Annotated in this window: 14 protein-coding genes; 11 read left to right on the top strand and 3 right to left on the bottom strand. The window is 60.7% G+C overall.

Features of this window, described 5'->3' with window-relative positions; translation table 11 throughout:
* Nucleotides 1-163: 163 nt before the first annotated feature.
* The 9 genes from KJQ96_RS14880 to KJQ96_RS14840 all read left to right on the top strand — a co-directional run bounded on the left by KJQ96_RS14880 (nt 164) and on the right by KJQ96_RS14840 (nt 14308).
* A complete protein-coding gene (locus KJQ96_RS14880; RefSeq protein ID WP_213287321.1) occupies nt 164-3289 on the top strand; it encodes an efflux RND transporter permease subunit in 3126 nt (1041 codons plus the stop codon).
* Nucleotides 3290-3336: 47 nt separating this feature from the next.
* Nucleotides 3337-3771, top strand: a complete 435-nt coding sequence (locus KJQ96_RS14875) for a hypothetical protein (protein WP_213287320.1) — start codon at nt 3337-3339, stop codon at nt 3769-3771.
* A 60-nt stretch (nt 3772-3831) separates the two neighbouring features.
* On the top strand, nt 3832-6987 hold the full coding sequence (locus tag KJQ96_RS14870; protein WP_213287319.1) for an efflux RND transporter permease subunit: 3156 nt from the start codon (nt 3832-3834) through the stop codon (nt 6985-6987).
* 1 nt (nt 6988) lies between these two features.
* A complete protein-coding gene (locus KJQ96_RS14865) occupies nt 6989-7687 on the top strand; it encodes a hypothetical protein (protein WP_213287318.1) in 699 nt (232 codons plus the stop codon).
* A 107-nt stretch (nt 7688-7794) separates the two neighbouring features.
* Complete coding sequence (locus KJQ96_RS14860) at nt 7795-8928, top strand: PepSY domain-containing protein (protein WP_249734073.1); 1134 nt, start codon at nt 7795-7797, stop codon at nt 8926-8928.
* Between the two features lie 280 nt (nt 8929-9208).
* Nucleotides 9209-9505, top strand: a complete 297-nt coding sequence (locus tag KJQ96_RS14855) for a PepSY domain-containing protein (RefSeq protein WP_249734072.1) — start codon at nt 9209-9211, stop codon at nt 9503-9505.
* Between the two features lie 161 nt (nt 9506-9666).
* The gene (locus tag KJQ96_RS14850) at nt 9667-10437 is read left to right on the top strand and encodes a hypothetical protein (protein WP_249734070.1); all 771 of its coding nucleotides are present in this window, start codon (nt 9667-9669) and stop codon (nt 10435-10437) included.
* Between the two features lie 215 nt (nt 10438-10652).
* Complete coding sequence (locus tag KJQ96_RS14845) at nt 10653-12335, top strand: peptidoglycan-binding protein (protein WP_249734069.1); 1683 nt, start codon at nt 10653-10655, stop codon at nt 12333-12335.
* Nucleotides 12332-14308, top strand: coding sequence for an ATP-binding cassette domain-containing protein (locus KJQ96_RS14840; RefSeq protein ID WP_213287314.1), 1977 nt, complete (start codon nt 12332-12334; stop codon nt 14306-14308). Before KJQ96_RS14845 ends, KJQ96_RS14840 begins: the two co-directional genes overlap by 4 nt.
* A gap of 972 nt (nt 14309-15280) precedes the next feature.
* On the opposite strand, the gene KJQ96_RS14835 is transcribed toward KJQ96_RS14840, so the two are convergent.
* Complete coding sequence (locus KJQ96_RS14835; RefSeq protein ID WP_213287313.1) at nt 15281-16003, bottom strand: response regulator; 723 nt, start codon at nt 16001-16003, stop codon at nt 15281-15283.
* Nucleotides 16004-16190: 187 nt separating this feature from the next.
* Between KJQ96_RS14835 and KJQ96_RS14830 the strand changes: the two genes are divergently transcribed.
* Both KJQ96_RS14830 and KJQ96_RS14825 read left to right on the top strand, forming a co-directional pair.
* Complete coding sequence (locus KJQ96_RS14830) at nt 16191-17366, top strand: DUF3313 domain-containing protein (RefSeq protein WP_309142413.1); 1176 nt, start codon at nt 16191-16193, stop codon at nt 17364-17366.
* Between the two features lie 289 nt (nt 17367-17655).
* Nucleotides 17656-18843: a patatin-like phospholipase family protein gene (locus KJQ96_RS14825; protein WP_249734066.1), complete on the top strand. Its 1188-nt coding sequence runs from the start codon at nt 17656-17658 to the stop codon at nt 18841-18843.
* A gap of 71 nt (nt 18844-18914) precedes the next feature.
* Here the strand turns inward: KJQ96_RS14825 and KJQ96_RS14820 are convergent, their stop codons facing one another.
* Nucleotides 18915-20165 (bottom strand): ATP-binding protein, encoded by a 1251-nt coding sequence (locus tag KJQ96_RS14820; protein ID WP_309142412.1) that lies wholly within the window; start codon nt 20163-20165, stop codon nt 18915-18917.
* Nucleotides 20162-20890 (bottom strand): response regulator, encoded by a 729-nt coding sequence (locus KJQ96_RS14815; protein WP_213287310.1) that lies wholly within the window; start codon nt 20888-20890, stop codon nt 20162-20164. Before KJQ96_RS14815 ends, KJQ96_RS14820 begins: the two co-directional genes overlap by 4 nt.
* Nucleotides 20891-20975 lie beyond the last annotated feature (85 nt).

The raw sequence follows: 20975 nt of genomic DNA, 5'->3' as shown, positions 1-20975 counted from the left end.
CAAGAAATTTCGGACTCGCGGGGAATAGTGAGGGAACAATTGTGTTGCCCCCATGTGCGACACAGCGGTCAGAAAATCCCGCATTCAACGGGTACTCTCAAACGGAGTTCGATTTCAACTAGTGGTCAAATACAACTAGAGGTCAAAGGAAGGGGGCGTCGATATGTTGGCGTGGCTCATTTCCTCTAGCGTGCATTTACGCACCCTCGTTGTTGTTGTCGCCGCGGGCCTGCTGATCCTCGGCGCCGTCGATGTCAGGAACAGGCCCCTCGACGTCATCCCAGAACTGGCGCTCCCCTCGCTTACTGTAAAGACGGAATCGCTTGGCCTCTCCAGCGCCGAGGTCGAATCGCTGATTACCGTGCCGCTGGAAGCGGACCTGCTTAATGGCGTCCCATGGCTTCAGGTCATCCAGTCCGAATCGATGGCGGGTCTTTCGACGATCGAGATGATCTTCGCGCCCGGCACCGATCTGATGAAGGCGCGCCAGATGGTGCAGGAACGGCTGACGCAGGCGCATGCGCTGCCGAACGTCTCCAGTCCCCCGACTATGCTTCAGCCAGTTTCCTCGGCCAGCCGAGTGATGAACATCGGCCTGAGCTCGAAATCCGTTTCGCTGATCGACATGTCCATTCAGGCGCGCTGGAACATCGCGCCGCGCCTCGCTGGAGTTCCGGGCGTAGCAAATGTGTCGATATGGGGTCAGCGCGACCGGCAGGTACAGGTGCTTGTCGATGCCCGGAACCTGAACAAAAGGGGCGTCAAGCTCGAGCAAGTGATCAAGACGACCGGAGAGGCGGTGTGGTCCTCGCCGCTCACCTACCTAAGCTCGTCCACGCCTGGCACCGGCGGCTTCATCGAGACGCCGAACCAACGGCTCAACATCCGTCACCAACTGCCGATCTCCACCGTGGGTACCTTCGCCAAGGTGCCGCTGAGCGGTACGACCGTGAGTGTCGGCGATGTCGCTTATCTCGTGGAGGGTCATCAGGCGCTGATCGGAGACGCCATCGTCGGCGAAGACCCCGGCCTGATGGTGGCTATCGAGAAGTTTCCCGGCTTCAACACAGTGGACGTGACGCGCGGCATTGAACGCGCGCTCAACGAGCTGAAACCCGGGCTGCCCGGTATCGAGATCAATACGACCATCTACCACCCCGCGAGCTTCATCGAACGCGCGACCAGCAATCTGGGCAAGGCCATGCTCGTTTCGATTATCCTTGCCGCCGTCGTGCTTGGACTTCTGATGGGCAGTTGGAGGGCCGCGGTTGTCGCCGTGGTCGCGATCTCGTTGTCGTTCGTCTGCGCTGAACTGCTGTTGAAGGCTGCCGGAATTCCGCTCAGCATGATAGTCGTCGCCGGCCTGCTGATGGCGTCCGGCGTCATCGTCCATGACAGCATCATCGACGTCGAAAATGTGTTGCATCGCCTACGTGCGCAGCAACGCGATGGTCGGTCCGGCTTCTTGGTCGTCGTCCACGCGATGCTGGAAACGCGTCGGCCGATGCTGTACGCGTCGCTGATCGTCGTGCTCGCAGTGCTGCCCGTTCTTTTCATGTACAGCCGGTCCGCCGCGTTCTTTACGCCGATGGCCTGGGCCTATATCGCCGCCGTTTCCATCTCGATGCTGGTGGTGTTGATCGTGACCCCCGCGCTGGCCGCGGTGCTGCTCGCCAATGCGCCACTGACGCCGACGGCCGGTTGGGTCATCGATAGATTGGCCAGGCCTTTCGATCGGATCGTCGGCCGCGTCATCCACGCGCCGCTCGCCTGCATCGGCGCCTGCGTCGTGGCGGCGATCGCCTGCTTCGCGCTCTGGAGCCCGCTCGAACGCAATATGGTGCCCAGCTTCAGAGAGACGGATCTGGTGATCGAGTGGCAGGGGCCGCCCGGAACGTCGCTGCAGGCAATGACCCGATCGACCGAGAACCTGATCCGCGATCTGCGGCAGATTCCCGGAGTGCAGAACGCTTTCGCCAATCTCGGACGGGCCGTGCTTTGCAACTGCGAACGCGCGACGGACGTCAATTTGGGGCATGTATGGGTCAACATCGATCCGAAGGCCGATCGTGAGAAAACGGTGGATGCCGTCGAAGCTGCCATCACCACCTATCCCGGGATGCACGGCAAGCTTGGGACATACCTGTCCACGAAGCTGCGCGAGGCGCTCACCGGTGATCCGGATAGCCTCACCGTCCGCGTCTATGGCAACAGCCTTGAGATTATTCGCGCCAAGGCGGAGGAGATCCGCGCATTGATGGCGAAGATCCGCGGCATCGAAAATCCCCGGGTCGAACTACAGGTCGAAGAACCCTCGATCGAGGTCAAGGTGGATGTCGATCGCGCGGCCGCTTACGGCCTGAAGCCTGGCGACGTCCGCAGGGCGACCTCCGCGATGGTCGGCGGCATCACCGTCGGTGCGCTTTTTGAGGACCAGAAGGTTTTCGACGTGGTTGTCTGGGGGCGACCCGAGTTGCGCGACAACATCGATGACGTTCGGAATCTGATGATCAACAGCGAGAGCGGGTCCCAGGTTCGCCTGGCCGAGGTTGCAGACGTCAGCATCGCGCCAGCCAGCAGCATTATCCAGCGACAGGGGTCCTCACGTCGTATCGATGTTTCCGCGAAAGTGGACGAGCGGGCGCTCGGTGATGTGGCGGATGATGTCGCCAGGAATGTCAAACAGGTCGCATTTCCGTTCGAACACCGTGCCGAGGTGCTCGGCGAATACAAGGAGCAGCGAGCTGCTCTGCGATCGATATACGGCTACATGGTGGCGGCGGCGGTGTTGATGTTCCTTCTGACGCAAGCGGTGCTTCGCAGCTGGACACTCAGTGCCCTGTCGCTGCTCGGCATACCGGTCGCTGCACTCGGCGGCCTCGCTGCGGCTGCAATCAATGATGGTCACTTCTCGCTTGGTTCTCTGTTGGGTCTGGCAGCGGTGCTCGCACTGATGGTGCGGCAGGGCGTCGGTCTGGTCGCCCATTTCCAGCATCTGCAATTGAACGAGGGTGAGCTGTTCGGCGAAAAGCTGGTGCGTCGCGGCGTGCTGGAGCAGTTCCCAAGCATCATCGCGTCATCGGCAACGACGCTCGCTCTGGTGCTTCCGTTCGCGGTCATGGGTGATGTCGCCGGACTAGAGATCGCACATCCGCTCGCGCTGGCGGTCGTGGGTGGCGTCATTACCATGACGCTCGGAACGTTGCTCGTGCTGCCGGCGCTTTACCTGCGCTTCGGCAGTGGCTGGACGGCCGACCGGCTCGATCTTGAAATGGAGAACGCGTCATGACCGCCGCTTGTGCCGCTTCGAAGGCCGTCAAAAGGGAGAAACGTCTCATGGTTCGCTTCAACGCATTGATGGTCGGGGCGTCTGCCGCGTGCCTCGCAGCGTTCTGTCTCTCGGCACTGGCCGCGGAGTCGACGGTCAAAAAGAGCACGCCGGCTCGAGTCGAGGCCACGCTTGATGCGAAGATCAAGAAGGTGACGCTCACGCCGAAGGCGGCCGAGCGGCTCGGCATCCAGATCGACGAGGTGCGCGTGGATCCATCGGGTCGACGGATCGTGCCATACTCATCTGTCCTCTACGACCTGACCGGAAAAACCTGGGTTTATATCAGCGCCGATCCGCTGACCTTCTTCCGCGGAGCGGTGTCGGTCGACACCATCAAGGGCGACAATGTTTACCTGAGTGACGGGCCGCCTGCCGGCACGAAGGTGCTTGCCGCTGGAGTGCCGGAAGTTTTCGGGAGTGAGGTGAAGGTAGGTCACTAGCTTCCCGCCGAAATCGCTTTTCCATAACGGCTTCGGCCCGAGTGGGAGGATGCCTTCTCGATGATGAGGCTGATTGTTGCTTCTAGTCTGCGCTTTCGTTATCTCGTGCTCGCCCTTGGCGTGGTGCTGACCTGGTTTGGCGTCGCACGCCTGCAGGATGTGCCCGTGGACGTCTTCCCGGAATTCGCGCCGCCGCGGGTCGAGATTCAGACCATCTGTCTTGGACTTTCACCTGCCGAAGTTGAACAACTCGTCACCGTACCGCTGGAAAACGCGCTGAACGGTGTCCCGAACATCGAGGTGATGCGTTCGAAGTCGGTGCCGCAATTGTCGTCGATCCTCCTGATCTTCAAGTCCGGGGCCGACGAAATTCGCGCACGGCAACTGGTCAGCGAGCGAATGGTACTCGCGAGCAAGACGTTGCCGACGTGGGCCTCGCCGCCTTTCATGATGCCGCCGCTGTCTTCGACCAGCCGGATCATGAAAATTGGCATTACGTCCCAGGACAAGTCAGTGATGGACCTGTCGATGCTGGCCTATTGGACCATCCGGCAGCGGCTGCTTGGCGTTCCCGGCGTTGCGAATATCGCGATCTGGGGGGAGCAGCTCAAGATGCTTCAGGTTATGGTTGATCCGAAGCGGTTGGCGGCCGCGAACGTTACCCTTGACCAGGTTCAGGAGGCGGTTTCCGATGCCCTCGATGTTGGCCTGTTGCGCTATGCCCGCGGCGCACACATCGGTACCGGCGGCTTCGTCGAAACACCCAATCAGCGCTTTCAACTCCGCTTCGCCGCCGCCGGCGTTACACCCGAAACGCTCGCCAGGGTGCCGCTGAGCGCACAGGGCGGCAAGCCGCTACTATTGCTGAGCGATGTAGCCGATCTTGTCTATGCGCCGCAGGGCATGATCGGCGATGCCGTTATCAATGACGGTCCAGGCCTCATGCTCATCGTCGAAAAGTTCCCCTGGGGCAACACGCTCGCCGTTACCCGCGGGGTGGAGGAGGCGCTGGAGAGGATGAAGCCCGGCCTTCCGGGAATTGAGATCGATACGACGATCTTCCGGCCGGCAACTTTCGTCGAGGATTCGATTAGCAACCTGTCATGGGCGCTGTTGCTGAGCTGCGTGCTGGTCGCCGGAATCATACTCATCTTCCTTTACGAATGGCGCACCGCGATCGTCTGTATCGTCGCCATTCCGCTGTCGCTACTCGCAGCCGGGCTGGTCCTGTCCATGTCCGGCGCGTCGGTCAACACAATGACCCTGGCGGGCTTCGTAATTGCGTTGGGGATCGTCGTCGACGACGCGATCATCGACGTCGAGAACATCATGCGCCGCCTGCGTCTGGCGCGGCGGGCAGGCGATACGCGAAGCACGGCGCGCATCATTTTGGATGCTTCGCTCGAGGTGCGGGCGCCGATCATCTCTGCGACCCTCATCGTGGTCGCTGCCGTGGTCCCTGTCCTGTTCATGGAAGGCCTGGCCGGATCCTTCTTCAAGCCGCTGATTGCTGCCTATGTGCTGGCGATTGCAGCCTCGCTCGTCCTGGCGATGACGGTAACGCCGGCGCTCTGCCTGATTCTGTTGCGTAACGCGCAACTCGAAGGGCGTGAATCACCTGTCGTCGTCTGGCTGCTGCGCCACTATGCGCCCTTGCTGGAACGTGTCACCCGGACACCGCGCATGGCCTACGTCGCTATCGCGGTCGTGACGCTCTCGGGGATCAGTGTTTGGCCGCTCCTCGGCCACTCGCTGCTGCCTTCGTTCAAGGAGCGCGACTTCCTGATGCACTGGGTAACCACGCCCGACGCGTCACTTCCCGAGATGCTGCGTATCACGACCCGCGCGAGCAAGGAGTTGCGCGCCATTCCGGGCGTGCGCAATTTCGGTGCGCATATTGGCCAGGCGTTTGCTGCCGATGAGGTCGTCGGCGTCAATTTCGGCGAGAACTGGATCAGCATCAGCAAGGAGGCCGACTACGACAAGACGTATGCCAAGATCGAGGAAATGGTGGATGGCTATCCCGGCCTCTACCGCGATGTGCAGACCTATCTGAAGGAGCGCATCCGCGAGGTGCTGACCGGCGCTGGCGAGGCGATCGTCGTGCGCATTTTCGGCCCGGATCTTGACGTCCTGCGGGACAAGGCGGACGAGGTCCGCGCGGCACTCGCTGATGTTCCCGACCTCGTCAACCTGCACAAGGAGCTGATGGTCGAAGTGCCGCACATTCAGGTGACGGTGAAGTTGGACGAGGCGCAACGCTATGGTCTGAAGCCGGGCGACGTTCGGCGTGCCTCCGCGTCGCTGATGGCCGGAACCGAGGTCGGCGACATCTTCATCGAAGGACGCACCTACGACGTGCAGGTGTGGACCGCGGAGGAGTTCCGCCGAAGCGTGGACTCGGTTCGCGAGATGCTGATCGACACTCCGACCGGGCACCGCGTCCAGTTGGCGGAAGTGGCAGACGTCGATATTGGACCGACGCCAAATGTCATCAAGCGTGAGGCGAGCTCCCGCCGGATCGACGTGCAGGCGAATGTCCGGGGCCGCGATCTCGGCGCGGTCGCTCGCGACGTGCAGTCGCGTTTGCAGAAGTTGACGTTTCCACTCGGCTATTACGCGGTGCTGCAAGGCGAGTATCAGGAACTGAGCGCCGCCCGCAACCGCCTCCAACTGTTGGCCGTGCTGGCGCTCGCCGTCATATTCGTACTTCTGCAACAGTCTTTTGGTAGCTGGCGTCTGGCAACGCTCAGTTTTCTGACCCTTCCTTCGGCGCTCGTGGGCGGTGTCCTGGCGGCGTGGCTCGCTGGCGGCGTGATTTCCCTTGGCTCGTTGATCGGTTTCCTGACGGTGCTCGGCATCGCCGCTCGCAACGGGATCATCATGATCAACCGCTTCCAGCATCTGGAACGTCATGAAGGAGAGACGTTCGGCATGGGGCTCGTGCTTCGTGGTGCGAGCGAGCGGTTACGGCCGATCCTGATGACGACCGGAGCCGCCGGGCTCGCGATCCTGCCGCTGATCATTTTCGGCGACCTGCCGGGCCACGAGGTCGAATATCCGATGGCGGTAGTCATTCTGGGCGGCCTCGTGACATCGACGCTGCTCAACCTCTTTATCTTGCCCGCATTTTATCTGCGTTTCGGTCGCGGTACGAGCCCGTCGACGGATCGACCGACTGCTTCGGCTGCGGTGCAAGCATCTGGGAGCGCATGACATGAAATCCATGCGTCGCCACAACAGTTGGGTTGTCGCCGCCGCTGCAACATTAACCGCTCTTGCGCATCCGGTGGCAGCCGGGGCCGAGGATGGTCGATTTCAAAGGCTCTCCGTTTACCTCGAACGCAATGTACAGGATCACGATGCCGAGATCCGGTTCGAGATAACCGGCGCGGAGGATGGGCTGGCTGCGCTGAAGGTATTGGCGCCCAGTGAGCGCACGGTGATCGATCTCAGAACGCCGGACTCGAAGCTGGGAATTCGCAGCCTTGCGCTCGAATCGCCCGAGCCTGCCGACGACGGGATTGTGCGGGCAGATTTTCCGGCGGGTGCATATCGTTTTGAGGGAACGACGACCAAGGGTGCGAGCCTGCGCGGTGAGGCGCGGTTGAGTCACCTGTTCCCAAAACCCGCCGCGTTCGAATATCCACGGCCTGATCAGAAAGACGTACCCGCCACCGCGATGACCCTACGCTGGTCTGTGCCGGAGGGAATCGAGGCCTGCGCCGTCGTTATCGAGCAAACCGGCTCGTCCTACGAAATCCGGGCAGTTCTGCCCGGTTCGGCAAGATCCTTCACGATACCTGAAGGGTTCTTGCGCTCGGGCAAGGCCTACAAATTCGCAATCGGAACCGTGGCGAAGGACGGCAATCGGTCATTCATCGAAGCAGGCTTCACCACGGCGAGGGGGAGATGAACCCGCGAGAAATGTCAGATCAGCCCATCGGCCACATACGGCTGAACACTTCCGCAACCTAGGGCGACACGTGGCCGGACCGCCGCCCGCGACTGGAGGGCATTGAGATGTTCGACAAGCAGGGACTGGAGCGACAGATGAAGACGGCTAGGGGGCAATCCAGCCGGCTGGCCAGGTGGCGTGCTGCACTCAGGGTGGGCACCGTCTTGACCGCGGCCGGGTTCATGCTGGTCGGCGGCACTTGGCTCGGTCTGCATGGCGACAGCGCTATGGGGCGGGAATACAAGGATCTGCCAGGGCGCACCCAGAGCGGCGCCCGAGTCGATTTTTCGTCACTCAAAGACTGGAACTTGAAGGCGGAAAACATAGTCCCAAGTGGACACAACCCGCTCTATTTTCCACTCAAGCCAGGCTTTCGATACATCATGGAGAATCGAAACCATCCACATGGACTCCTACGGATAGAAGTCCAGGTTCTCGACAAGACCGAACCATTTGATGTTCCGGGTATTGGCAAGTTCGAATGTGGCGTCGTCCAGGAAGAGGAGTTCTACGACGGCGTATTGGACCAGCGGGCGGAAAACTGGTTCTGCATGGATAAGACGACCAACGCCCTGTACACGTTCGGCGAAGTGAGCTGGGAGATAGACCAAGTAGGACGCAAGGTCTTTGCCGGGACCTGGCGTGTCGGCGACCCCGATGGCAACGGTATCGCCGAGCCCGGCTTGCTGATGCCTGGGACCTTCACCGTCGGTGACAAGTACATCTTCGACGGGCACGAGGCCGAGGCGTATGGCTTCACAGAAAACATGGAACGCGGGATCACAATGACCGTTCCAGCCGGGACCTTTAGTGATTGTGTGAGAACACGCGAGTATAGCCTCACCAATCCATCCGATATCACGGACAAGTGGTGGTGCCCTGGCGTGGGACTCGTCAAGGACACCTCGGATGGTGAGCTGGTTGCGTCCGACGCATTGCCCGGCACGGACATGGGGAGCTTTGGAAAACACCATCGGGAGCCTCGGAAGCAGACGGTGCCACCGGTTGCGAAAGTCAGCTCGGCGGTAGCGAAGGAAACCGCACTCAAGGAAGTCCCGGGCAAGATCACGTCGATGAAGATCGAGAGATACGGCAAACACAATGTCTACGCCGTAGAGATCATTGCCACAAAAGACGGAGTGGAAACCGATGTCTTCGTTGATATCGAATCAGGAAAGGTGGTGGGCACGGATAAGTAACCGTTGTTCGCGTCGTCCACGGCCGTGATGTGCTGAGCATACGAAAGCTGCGCTCCTCGTCGCCGGGTGATTGACCGGCGCGGGACCAGCTCCACCGCGTTGCAGCCGCCTTCGGCGAACGGCCAACAGATGGAAATGGAGCGCAAGCGGCGCCGGGGTCTATTGCGTTGGAGGCAATGTCCAGCGAATACGGCGAGAAAGATCCGCGTTCGTGGACATTCTGATAACGGAAAGCAGAACACGAGTTTCCATGGGGTTCTTGATCGGAAAGGATGCCGCCATGAAGAGGACGATCCACTGGGGCCTGCTCGCCAGCCTTCTTCTTGCGCCAGCCATGACCGTCGCGCAGGCGCAGCAGCCAGGTCCTTCGAAAGAGCGTGCGCAGCCTGCGGCAAAAATCACGGAAGAACAAGCGAAGAAGATTGCGCTTGAACGCATCCCCGGCGAAGTCACGGACGTAGTGATCGAGAAGAAGCGCGGCAAGAATGTCTACGTGATCGAGATCCAATCACCGGAACAGGGCGAGAAGGACGTCTTCGTCGACATCGAGACCGGAAAGATTGTCGGGACGGACTGACATGTACCGGGGTGTACCGGCCGCATGCGAGGTTCGCTATTGGAAAGGATAGCGCCATGAAGAGGGCAATTTACATGGGCGTATTCGCCGTCCTGCTCGCGCCAGCGATCGCCGCGGCGCAGGCGCAGGCACCGAAGGGCCTCGGCACCGAGGAATTCGGCATGTCGCCACGCGAGCTGGTCCAGGCGATCGAAAAAACCGAGGAACTGATCGCGCGTTGCATGCGCGAACAAGGCTTCCAATACATTGCGGCCGACCACAACACGGTGCGAGCGGGTATGGCGGCGGACAAACGCCTTCCAGGCCTCAGTGAGGAGGAGTTCGTCAATCGTTATGGCTTTGGCGTAACTACCTTCTATACCGGTTTGCCGCCTCAGCTTGCCACCGGCTACAGTCCCGCCCGCGTTGGCCTCGGAGAACGCAATGTGCAAATTTTCCGCAAGCTCGCCCCGGCGGATCAGGTCGCTTACAATCGCGCGTTGCTGGGAGACGACGTGAGCAGCTCCCTCGCGGTCGCTTTGGAGATCGAGGATTTGTCGCGGACTGGTGGTTGCACGCGCCAGGCTCTCACTGAAACATTCAAACCTGATCAGTTGAAGGCCACCCATTACAATCCTCAGGACGCGCTGATCAACAAGGACCCCCGGATGAAGGCCGCGCTTGGATATTGGCAGCGCGAGATGAAGAAGGCCGGCTTCGAATATGGCCACCCGGATGAGATCGAACCCGACCTTCGGAACCGGCTCAGCGCGCTGACCGAGGGCGGCAAGCTGTTGGTTTCCAAGATGTCGCCGGACCAGAAGGCCGCTCTGCGGAAACTGCAGGACTACGAGCGCCTGGTCTCGGTCAAGAGTTTCAAAATGCAGGAGGAGGTGTTGGCTCCGGTCGAGGAGCGCATCCAGGAGGAGCTGTTCTCCAGGAAGGTGCAATAGACCAGTTAGGATGTACACTTTAGGATGTACACCTCCGTACTTTCCCCGATCGGCGGCTATGAGTAATCTCCGTTCCTGGCAGCGCTTCGCATGACGAAGGCGGACGCAACGCTTCCTGCGAAGATGGCCCGACGCTGTCCGATGGCGGGAGGGACTACGGCATGGTCGCAAAGCGCGTAAACGTTCTCTGGGCCATTCTGGGCGTGGTCGGCGGCATGGCGATTGGCGCCTGGTACATGGGCTCCAGGATCCAGTCGCCGGCAGAGGTCGCGGCGCGCACGGCGGCCCCCGAGCCATCCGCGATTCTCGTGCCCGTGGAGTCGCGGATATTGAGTTCCGATGTGGTCACCCGCGGCACCGTCCGCTTCGGGCTGCCGCAGCCGATTTCTATCGCGCCTTCCACGGTCAAGGGCGGCGCCGGACTGATCTCGTCGCTACCCCGACCCAATACGAACTTTGGGGAAGGCGAGGTGATTCTATCCGCATCCGGCCGTCCGGTCTTTGTCCTCATCGGCGCGGTACCGGCTTTTCGCGACATGGCGCCCGGAACCAGCGGCGGTGACGTCCGCCAACTCGAAGAAGCCCTGGCTCGCCTTGGCTTCGATCCGGGCACGGTCGATGGCAATTACGATCAGAAGACATCCGCCGCGGTCGAGCGCATGTATAAGAGGGCCGGGTGGGATCCGTACGTACCGACCCGCGAGCAGCGCGCTGCCGTCGCGGCGCTCGAGCGAGAGTGGTCGGATGCCGCGCGCGCCCAGCTTGCGGCCGAGGCCACGCGCGAAACAGCGGTGAAAGCGGTCGCCGCTGCACGGGCCATCGCGGAGCAGAACACGCGCCAGGCTTCTCTCGATAGCGCGGCGCGTGTTGGTGATAGCCGCCAGTTGGCCGACGCGCGCGCCGGCAAATCGCTTGCGCTTGAAGCCGAACGCGCGCGGGCCGCGCATTCGGCGACCGCGGCCAGCGCCGATGTCGCCACGCAAATGGCCGATCGTGCCCTGATCGTTCTTGATCCGCGCCAGACCGAAACGGCGCGTGCTGCGGCCGAGGCCAAGCTGAAAGTGGCGCGTGCCGCGCAGCGCAAGGCAAAGATGGAAGCCGATTTGGCGATTCAGACCGCGGCGCGCGAGGCCGCGCTGGCCGAGGAACGGATCCGGGTCGCCGAGGGCGCCGTGAAGGCGGCCCGCCTCGAAGGCGAGCGCAGCGTGCGCGCAGCGCTGGAACAGCAAGAACTCGCTGAATTTGACGTAAAGGTCGCGAGCGAACGAGCACAGCGGCTGAACGCCGAGTTCACGGCCGCGCGCGCGAAGCTTGGGGTGCAGGTGCCAGCGGACGAAGTGGTGTTCATCCCGTCGCTCCCGGTTCGCGTCCACGAGGTGACCGCCGCGGTCGCGGCCAATGCTTCCGGGCCGGTTATGAGCGTGACCGATAACCAGCTAAGCATCGACTCGCAACTGCCACTTGAAGCCGCGCCGTTGGTGAAGCCCGGGATGAAAGTTGCGATCGACGAGCAGGCGCTTGGGATCAAGGCGACCGGCGTAGTTGAGACGGTGGCGACCACACCCGGCACGCGCGGCGTGGACGGTTACCACTTCTATCTCGGGGTCAAGGTGGAGACCACGCCTGTGCTGCTGGCGGGGTTTTCGGTCCGGCTGACTATCCCGATCGAAACGTCGAAGGGCGCGGTCACCGCGGTGCCGACCAGCGCGGTGTCGCTTGCCGCCGACGGAACATCGCGCGTGTTGGTCGAACGCGGCGGCAAGCAGGAGTACGTCACCGTGCAGCCGGGGCTTTCGACGGGCGGCTATGTCGAGGTCAACACACCCGATGGGCAACTTGCGCCCGGTCAACTCGTGGTCGTGGGCTATAAAACGGCCGAGCCGGCGGCGGTCAAATGAAGCTCATGGAGGACATCCGGCCAGAGGTGCCGATCAAGACGGCTTCTGTCGAAGCCGACCATGTCCTTGACCTTCGTAAAGTGTGCAAGCAATTCGGGACCGATCCCGCTGTCGACGCATTGATCGATGTCAACCTCGTGTTGCGGCGCGGCGAATGGCTGTCGATAACGGGTCCGTCCGGCTCGGGGAAATCCACGCTGTTGAATATCCTCGGTTGCCTCGACCGGCCAACCAGCGGACAGTACGTTTTTGATGGTATCGAAACGACGAAGCTGAGCGAGAATGAGCGGGCCGGGCTGCGCAGCCGCCGCGTTGGATTCATCTTTCAGTCATTCCACCTGCTGCCCTATCGCACTGTCCTCGAGAACGTCATGCTGGCGGAAGTATACCGCCGGCACACCGGGCGCGGGCGACGCGAGCGGGCGATGGAGGAAATTCGCCGCGTTGGCCTCGAGCATCGCGCAAATTTCCTGCCTTCCAAATTGTCCGGCGGCGAACGTCAGCGGGTGGCGATCGCCCGCGCTCTGATGGGATCACCGAGCCTGCTCTTGTGCGACGAGCCGACCGGGAATCTTGATTCCAAGAACACCGAGTCGATCCTGGATTTCTTCTCCGAGCTCAACAAGGATGGCATGACGATTGTCGTCGTCACGCACGACGAAAACGTTGCATGCCGGGGCTCGCGCCGGGTCAACATGAAGGATGGCGAGCTGTTCGGTGGAAGCGAGACGGCGTTGCCGCCTCCATCCAGGGCGCGCATTGTCGCTTCGGGGATCACGATGCGCGATCTTCTCTCCGAGGCGATCGCCGGGGCGATTGCGCGGCCGGCGCGCATGGCGTTGACGGTGCTTGGCATCGTGATCGGCATGTCGGCGCTGGTGGCCACTGTCGGTCTCACGCGAACCGCTGGCAACCGCATCATCAGTCAGTTCGATCAACTTGCGGCCACGGAACTTTTCATCACCGCGCGGCCGGGAATGGCGACCGGCACGATTGATCCACGTGCCATTCCGTGGGACGCTCCGGAACGGCTTGTCCGGTTGAACGGCGTGGTGGCTGCGGGCCTGCTCAGCGACGTTAATGTCCATGACATGCTCGTCAGCGCCTCTCCGGTGGTGGATCCGTCCAATCAGACAGCATTCAAACTGGCGGTGCGCGCTGCCTCGCCGGATTTGTTTCGCGCCGTGCGTGCCGACCTCGCCTCGGGACGGCTTATCGACGACGGGCATTCGGCGCGCGCCGAGCGCGTCGCAATCCTTGGTCCCGATGCTGCGCGCCGCCTTGGCATCGCCGGAGTCGAGCGACTGCCCGCGATTTATGTCGGCGATCACCTCTACCTCGTGATCGGTATCCTCCGCGATGTGGTACGAAAGCCTGAACTGCTTGGTTCGGTGATCATTCCGGAGGGCACGGCGCGACGGCATTTCAGTCTCTTCGGTCCTGGCATGGTGGTTGTGGAGACCAAGATCGGCGCGGCCAACCTGATAGCGATGCAGGCGCGGGCGGCGCTGCGGCCCGACGACCCGCGCGCGCTTCGCGTGCAACTGCCGCAGGAGCCGCGGCGCGTGCGCGACGACGTGCAGACCGATCTCAACATGATGTTCCTGCTGCTGGGCGGCCTATCGCTCGTGGTCGGCGCGCTTGGGATCGCAAATATCACCCTGGTGGGCGTGATGGAGCGAACGGCGGAGATCGGACTGCGTCGTGCCATTGGCGCTACTCGTCGCCACATCGCTTCACAGTTCCTGATTGAGAGTGCGTCCATGGGTGTCGTGGGGGGACTGCTCGGATCCAGTGTCGGCGTGCTGATCGTGGTGGGTGTCTCGGCGTATCAGGTCTGGACTCCGGTGCTAGACCCGCTCGCTCCCTTGCTTGCGCCAGCTGTTGGCGGCGTAATCGGTCTGCTGTCCGGAGTCTACCCCGCCTCGCGCGCCGCCGCGCTCGAGCCAGCCGAAGCGTTCCGACACGAATGACCTACGTCCGTATGCGGAGCACGGGATCACATCTTCCAAAAACAGACTGCAGGACGACAAGACCGAGCATTCCTCTGTCCACCATGCAACGCGATCCTGCCGTTTAGCACGTTATCTCGACTTCCATGACGCGCCAGCCAGACTGGAAGATTGTTGTCGACTCATGCTGCTTTTGAGCGCGTCCGAGGCGAGATAGATCGCGTCGGCGGAAGGAGAACAGAATGTCTTTTGATTAACGGCTCCATAACAGTTTGCGTACTGGAGTGTTACTTCGGAGTCGACGCGGCTGCAGCCCCGCTACATCAGGTTTTCTGGGCTGATCTTCTGTGCGAGGGCTGCTTCCTTATTTGGAAAAGACTACCAAGCTATTGAAAACGCTGGACAGTGTTTCGTGCCCTTTTTCAAAATGCGCCTTGAAATCGTTGAACAATCAAACTGATTTTGATTTCCGCCATTCGGATGTGTGGTTCGTTGCGAGAGAAACGAGACCTAAAGCGTTGAGTCTGTTGCGTACGAAGCTCCAGTAGACGCAAATCCTTACGGCGCGTTTGGAAAGCCCTGCAGCGTCTGGTCATGGAGTGCGCCGATCTACCGGCATCGCACCTCCGGGGTTCGAGCCTCTGCATCTAGACCATCTTAGGCGGCGATCGATCGCCTACAAACGGCGGCTTTCGGTAGACTATCCGGACGCCGGACCCCGAGTTAAGCTGCCCTTCGATAAGAAAACTGGGCTTCCGAAATAGTGGGTTTCGCGATGTAGCGGACCCCCGCTACCAATCCCCATTTTCCACGCCAAAATACGATTTTGCACGCAATCTGCGATCCTGGACTGCTGATGGCAGCGGTCGCGGGCTCCGGCCGGGCGACCGTAATTGCAAACGGGCAATGCAGGATATTGCGCCTGACGCATGCGCGATCGGCGAGAGGAGCGATGATTGACGCTCCATGCGCTGGCAAGGCCGGCACGAATGTTCATCTCTCTTCATCCAAATGAGTAACCTTGGCGGCAAACTGGTAGCCGCCATTACGAACAGTCTTGAATATTTGAGCTGTGCCGCTGAGTGCAAGTTTGCGTCGCAGGCGGCTGACCAGCACATCAATCGAGCGGTCCAGGACGTCTTCATCGCGTCCCCTTGTCAGATCGAGCAATTGGTCCCGTGAGAGCACGCGGCCGGGACGAGTGACAAAGGTCAGAAGCAGATCGAACTCGGCGCCTGTGAGTTCGATATGGCCGCCGCCCGGATCGACCACCGAACGGGCAAACGGATCGGCAACGAAACCTTCAAAAAGATAGCGAACACTCCCGTTCCGCGTGAAACGGTCATCCTGACCGCGACGAAGGACTGCGCGGATGCGCGCCACAAGCTCACGCGGATTGAATGGCTTTCCGAGGTAGTCGTCGGCGCCGATCTCGAGACCGATGATCCGGTCTATGTCTTCCTTCAGCGCAGTGAGCAGAATGATCGGGACATTCGACCGCTCCGAGCGCAGATCGCGACAAAGATCGAGCCCGGATCCATCTGGCAGCATGACATCGAGGACGATGAGATCGATCTGGTTGGTCGCAATCCGTTCGCGTACTTCGGCGCACCTTGAAGCGAGCTGCACGCGAAATCCTTGCTCCTTCATGTAGCGCGCCAGAAGCTTTCGAATTTCAAGGTCATCATCGACAACGAGAATTTGCGGTATGTGCATCGGCGTTCAGTCCAGTCACATCGAGGCAGGTTGGGGCGGGTTTTGTAACAAAGGTTGTCCTCAACTCACTTGGACATCTTTCGACACAAAGGGCGGTGGATCAGCAACATTCGGTCATGTGCGTCCAGATTCCAAGACATGTGAGCCGGTTATCAAGGGCCCAAGGTTCAACCACCAGGGGGTCTGAATGCGCTCCACCGACACAATCAATCGATCCAGGTCCTATGAGGCTTTTCCTTTCTGCAGCCCATGTCGGGTCAGGTATCGCATGTCGCGCTTGATCCGGCTTCTACGGAGTTTTTCCCGCACATGTCAGCAGTTGTCGGGTGTGACGGCTGCCTTGATGTTTGTTGCTGCAACACGGCTAGCACCCTTTGCGGGTGGAGGTTCGGCAGCAGCGCTTATTCAGATCCTTTTCGCCGCTAGGTTCTCAAGGTCGCCATCGAAGCGGAGGCCGCGTTGCGAGATCGGGCGCCACTCCGTATCAAGCTACCAGCCATGGAATGGAATCGACGCCCGTCGGCCGCATTATTCGACGTTTGCCGCGATGTTGGCCCTTGTTAGCTTGCTGCCAGGCTGCGCGACTGCCCCGCTTGTGCAAGGTGGCGGTTTATCGTCCTACGATGGGCTGAAGCCATCCGATGGCAAGGTCACGAAGTCGCGCCTTCACGTAAAAAAGGAGCAATTGGCGGCCGCGAAGACCATCAACATAGCGCCGACGGCGTTCCCTCCTAGCGTCGCACCGACGTTATCAAACGAGCAGCGGGTGCTGGTGGCGAACGCCGTGAACCGCGCCCTGTGTGTAAGCCTCAGCGATCGCTTCAAAGTTGTGACGCCGGACGTTCCAGCGGACCTCACCGTGCGCGCCGCCGTTACCCATGCAACAGAGACAGACGAGGTTGCAGCAGGGATCTCGGCCGCGACCTCGATAGGCGCAAGTTTTGTGGATACCAGTGTTCCGATCCCAGTCCCGCGCATTCCGATCGGCTTGGGAGATCTCTCCATCGAGGCTGAAGCAGTCGACCGCTCGGGCCGACAGCAGGCGGCCATGGTCTGGGGTAGAGGTGCCACCGCTTTTTTCAGCACACCCAGGGCATCGAAAGCGAGTGACGTGTACGACTTGGCGGGGGCATTCGGCGATGACTTCGCTAACCTGCTCAACAAGGGCCAAAGCCCTTTCGAAGGTGTCGGCATCGACATTCCTTCTTGGGACAAGATCGGTTCGAAGATGGGCCTCGCGCCAAAGTATGCAGCGTGTGAGAATTACGGCCGCGCTCCGGGCATTGCTGGTCTGGTCGGTGGCAAGCTCGGGCTGCCGCCGGAATGGACCGATGATGGTCCGAAAGTAGCTCGAAGCCCGTAACGATCAGCATTCGACGGTTGGACGATTGCCGCGCGGCCCTTTCCGCTCGGCTCGTTTCGATAAACGCGTAGAAGCAGATCCTGCAGCCGGCGTCAGGCGGAAACTCTAGATGTACATCGCTGGTCAGCCCGGCCGATCGCGACGACCGGGAACGGGAAGCGTCGAACCCACGGGCTCCGCCAGGTTGCAAAGAGCGGACATACGCTCAGTGATCGTGACAGCGCGGACGAGTGTGCTTCGTACTCTAGCCCTGCTTGTATTTGCCGTGACGGGCGCAGGATGCGCCACCATGATTCCGCGCGATATCGTACCGGAGCGGCTTGCAGACGAGGCCCAACTTGCCGGCATACCGAATATTCGTGTCTGGGGAGACGCGTCCGCCGAATCTCTCGCTGTCCTCTCTAGGACCGAGAAGCTAAGGATCGGCGCGTTGGTCCAGACGCGAAGACGGTGGGAGCGGCAATCGCCGGAGGCCAATATCCTCGCTATCTCGGGCGGGGGAGACAACGGTGCATTCGGGGCCGGCCTCCTGGTCGGCTGGGGTGATGCCGGGACTAGACCCGATTTCGATCTCGTCACCGGCGTCAGCGCTGGTGCGCTCACTGCTCCGTTCGTCTACCTGGGGCGAAGCCGGGATTCGGAGCTGAGGGAAATATTCACCAAGTACAAGCGCAGCGACATCTACGATCCCGGGATCGTGCCGCCGCTATTGGGATCCGGCCTGTTCGACAGCTCCCCGCTCGAGCATCTGATCGCCAAATATGTCGACGATCGCTTCCTCCGCGACATCGCCAATGAACGCAGAAAGGGACGGGTATTGCTCATCGGGACGACGAACCTGGACGCGCAGCGGCCGGTCCTTTGGGACATGGGAAAGATCGCGATGAGTGGCCACCCGCAGGCGCTCAACCTTTTCCGTAAGATTCTTTTGGCCTCTGCGTCAATACCAGGTGCTTTTCCTCCCGTGCGCATAACGGTTCGGGTCGAGGGCCGGACCTATGAAGAGCTCCACGTGGATGGTGGAGTGACCCAGCAGGTTTTCGTGTCACGTCCGTCGCGGGTAGTCGGCGACGACGATCCTTGGTCGAAGCGAACTGCAACACGCCTCTTCATCATTCGAAATGGAAAAATCAGCGCTGAGTGGGAAGCTGTCGAGGCGGGAATCTTCTCGATCTCTCAACGTTCCATCTCCACTCTCATCAAGAACCAGGGTATTGGGGATCTTTACCGTATCTATGCCAAGGCGCAGATCGACGGTACCGACTTCAACCTAGCGGCGATTCCTTCGGAGTTCAGTGTCACAAGAGAGGAATTGTTCGAATTAAGATACATGCAGGCTCTCTACGATGAGGGCTATCGAGCCGGTTTTCGAGGCTATCTTTGGATGAAAACCCCTCCGGGATTAGCCAGGAAAGCTCTCCATCCAGCGCAGCCGCAAGGGAAAACGTCCGCTTTGGCCGCGTCATTGCCGGAATGAAGGGCTCTGCTTCCACAATTGCAGATTTCGGACATCGCCTGACGCAAGCACCTCGGCTCGGAGTGCATGGGCTAGTTGAGCGCCGATGGCTCAATATGCTCGGCCGGCAGCTTCACGGTCTGAAGCAGCCCTCGCAAGGGGCCATTCTCTATCGTGATGCTGCCTCCGGCTCGTTGCACGATCTCGTTTGCGATCGTCAGCCCCAATCCTGCACCATCGAAATGCTTCGTGCGCGCGCGGTTGGCGCGGAAGAATGGCTCGAAGACCTGCCCGATCATATCTGGGGGGATTCCTGGGCCATCATCGGCTATGACGACGATCACCTCAGACGGCGCGCTGTCGACGGCGACACGCGCCCGCTTCCCATGGGTAGCAGCATTGATTATCAAGTTTCGAAACGCGCGATTGAGGCCCGTCCGGTTTGCGCGCACGACCCCGGCCGTGGAACGGGTCAGGGTGACGTCGTATGATAGCGTCCGCAATTCCTCGACTAGTTCGGAAATCAGCATGTCGATTCGGAGAGGTTCGGGCGCCGATTTTCCAGATTCTTCCCTCACGAGCAGGATTGCGCTGTCCGCAATTCGATCGAGCTCGTCGATGTCCTTCAGCCACATCGCGCGGTCATCGTCGTCTTCGACGAACTCCGCCCTCAGACGCATGCGCGTAATTGGTGTGCGCAAATCGTGTCCGGCAGCGGCGACGAGGCGCATCCGGCTTTCCATTGCCACCTTGAGCCGGGAGGACAGCGAGTTGAGCGCCTTGGCGGTGACGCGGACCTCTGCTGGGCCGGTCACGGAAAGCTCGGGCAGCAGGGCATCCGGCCCGACCGACTCGATCGCACGCTCAAGCACAACGAGGGGCTTGACCATGCGGTTCGCAAAGAAAAGGGCGATTGCCAGCGAACCAAGCGCGATGAGCGAATGCCACATAAGAAGTAGATTGAAGAGTCCCCCTGGCGGAGGCAGGTCGGGTATCTGTATGATGATCCACCCTTGGTCCACGGGTATCGACAACAGAGGCAAGTCGTTCTTCCGAGACACCAGGACATTGCGCGACAGTCCTCGAGCCTTCAGCTCATCGCGCAGCCAGGCCGTGAGGTCCGTCGCGATTTCTCCGCCGGCTGGTTCCTGCTGAATCGTAACCAACGTTGGCGCGACGTGCACGGCCTGCTTGAGCAACTCTACCTGCTCGGCCATAGGACCGATCGCTCGTCGTTCGTCCGGCGGGTTGAACAGGTACATCAGGACCCCTGTCAAGATGCTGACCATGGAAACGATCACCACCGCGATGAGCATGGCCAGTTTGGCCCGCAATGTATTCACGATGGAAGGTCCCGGAGCTCAACTTTCACGGCGAACTGATAACCGCCGTTGCGAACTGTTTTCAGTAGACGTGTGGTTCCCGAGCTGTCTAGCTTGCGCCTCAAGCGGCTGACCAAGACGTCGATCGACCGATCGAATACGTCCCCATCACGGCCACGCGTAAGATCCAGAAGCTGGTCCCTTGAAAGCACGCGTCCCGGCCGATCCAGGAACACCTGCAACAGATCGAATTCCGCGCCGGTCAGTTCGATCGCGTTGCCTTGGGCGTCAAACACGCTGCGCAGTTGCGGATCTGCGACGAGCCCGTCGAACCGATACTTTCTCGCGTCCTGGGGAAGGGAAGCTGTCTCCGAGCGGCGCCGTAATACGGCGCGAATCCGCGCCACCAATTCTCGCGGATTGAATGGCTTACCAAGGTAGTCGTCGGCTCCCATCTCCAGACCAAGGATACGATCGACATCTTCCTTGAGGGCCGTCAGAAGAATGACTGGCGTGGTGTTCCGTTTCGCCCGCAGGTCTCTGCATGCATCGAGACCCGACCCGTCCGGCAGCATCACGTCCAGAACGACAAGATCGATCCGATCGCTTGCTAGGCGCTCGCGGAATTCGCTGCAGCTCGATGCCAGCAGAACACGAAATGCCTGTTCCTCGACATAGCGGGCGAGCAGTTTTCGAATCTCGGGGTCGTCGTCAACCACAAGAATTTGAGGCGTTTGATCAATCATGGGCCGTCGTTCGTGGATTGGCTCGGAAGTACTTTCTATCGCGAAGTACGGTCGAAGGAAGCCGGGATTCGTAACAAATGACGGC

Origin of the sequence: Bradyrhizobium sp. sGM-13 (genome assembly GCF_018398875.1) — a bacterium.
In the GTDB taxonomy this organism is placed as follows: domain Bacteria; phylum Pseudomonadota; class Alphaproteobacteria; order Rhizobiales; family Xanthobacteraceae; genus Bradyrhizobium.
This window is presented reverse-complemented; position numbering and strand designations above follow the sequence as displayed.

What these genes read in the sequence shown, in the direction of transcription:
- KJQ96_RS14880 (WP_213287321.1), top strand. Translation starts at nt 164, where the DNA reads ATGTTGGCGTGGCTCATTTCCTCTAGCGTGCATTTACGCACCCTCGTT.
- KJQ96_RS14875 (WP_213287320.1), top strand. Translation starts at nt 3,337, where the DNA reads ATGGTTCGCTTCAACGCATTGATGGTCGGGGCGTCTGCCGCGTGCCTC.
- KJQ96_RS14870 (WP_213287319.1), top strand. Translation starts at nt 3,832, where the DNA reads ATGATGAGGCTGATTGTTGCTTCTAGTCTGCGCTTTCGTTATCTCGTG.
- KJQ96_RS14865 (WP_213287318.1), top strand. Translation starts at nt 6,989, where the DNA reads ATGAAATCCATGCGTCGCCACAACAGTTGGGTTGTCGCCGCCGCTGCA.
- KJQ96_RS14860 (WP_249734073.1), top strand. Translation starts at nt 7,795, where the DNA reads ATGTTCGACAAGCAGGGACTGGAGCGACAGATGAAGACGGCTAGGGGG.
- KJQ96_RS14855 (WP_249734072.1), top strand. Translation starts at nt 9,209, where the DNA reads ATGAAGAGGACGATCCACTGGGGCCTGCTCGCCAGCCTTCTTCTTGCG.
- KJQ96_RS14850 (WP_249734070.1), top strand. Translation starts at nt 9,667, where the DNA reads ATGTCGCCACGCGAGCTGGTCCAGGCGATCGAAAAAACCGAGGAACTG.
- KJQ96_RS14845 (WP_249734069.1), top strand. Translation starts at nt 10,653, where the DNA reads ATGGCGATTGGCGCCTGGTACATGGGCTCCAGGATCCAGTCGCCGGCA.
- KJQ96_RS14840 (WP_213287314.1), top strand. Translation starts at nt 12,332, where the DNA reads ATGAAGCTCATGGAGGACATCCGGCCAGAGGTGCCGATCAAGACGGCT.
- KJQ96_RS14835 (WP_213287313.1), bottom strand. Translation starts at nt 16,003, where the DNA reads ATGCACATACCGCAAATTCTCGTTGTCGATGATGACCTTGAAATTCGA.
- KJQ96_RS14830 (WP_309142413.1), top strand. Translation starts at nt 16,191, where the DNA reads ATGCGCTCCACCGACACAATCAATCGATCCAGGTCCTATGAGGCTTTT.
- KJQ96_RS14825 (WP_249734066.1), top strand. Translation starts at nt 17,656, where the DNA reads ATGATTCCGCGCGATATCGTACCGGAGCGGCTTGCAGACGAGGCCCAA.
- KJQ96_RS14815 (WP_213287310.1), bottom strand. Translation starts at nt 20,890, where the DNA reads ATGATTGATCAAACGCCTCAAATTCTTGTGGTTGACGACGACCCCGAG.